Annotated in this window: 1 protein-coding gene; it reads right to left on the bottom strand. The window is 63.7% G+C overall.

Going from position 1 to position 565, the window contains the following annotated elements; all coding sequences use genetic code 11:
* Window positions 1-154 precede the first annotated feature (154 nt).
* Window positions 155-565: hypothetical protein (locus AC1DZC_RS20245; protein ID WP_477044535.1), on the bottom strand; the 411-nt coding region annotated here is incomplete at its 5' end.

Here is a 565-nt window from a genome sequence, read left to right as displayed (position 1 = left end):
GGCCAGCACCGGTCGAAAAAGGCGGCGCGCGAAATGGCGTCGTCATAGGGGCTGGTGAAGGTGAAGTCGGGCGCGAGCAGCGCCTCGCTATCCTCGCGACGACGATCGCGGAACGCCTCATATTGGGCACGGACGATCGCTTCATGATCGTTGGTCATGGATGCGAATCCTGGTCGACGGCCGAGTGATTGCCCGACCGTTTCAGCTCGGCCGTGGTGCCGGGATCGTCAGCGATCGGCGCGGCATTCTCGCCATAGATCGGCCCGTCGGGATAGGGCGCGATCATCCCGCCGCGCGGTGCCGCGGTGAAGGCGGTCTGCGTGGGATAGGCGAGCTCGATCCCTTCCGCGTTCAGCCGTTTGATGATGCCGAGGCCGACGGCATGGCGGGCGGCGAAGAAATCCTCGAAGCTTGATGTCGGCGAATCGAATTCGACGTCGAAATCATAGCTCGCCTCGCCGAAGCCGATAAAGCCGGCGCGGACGAACTTGCGGCCGCATCCCTCGATCACTTCCTCCAGGATGTCGGGCAGCTTTTCCATCTTCTCGACCGGCGTCCACTGCAC

The organism is Cellulomonas sp. P2_B4 (genome assembly GCF_056404795.1).
This window is presented reverse-complemented; position numbering and strand designations above follow the sequence as displayed.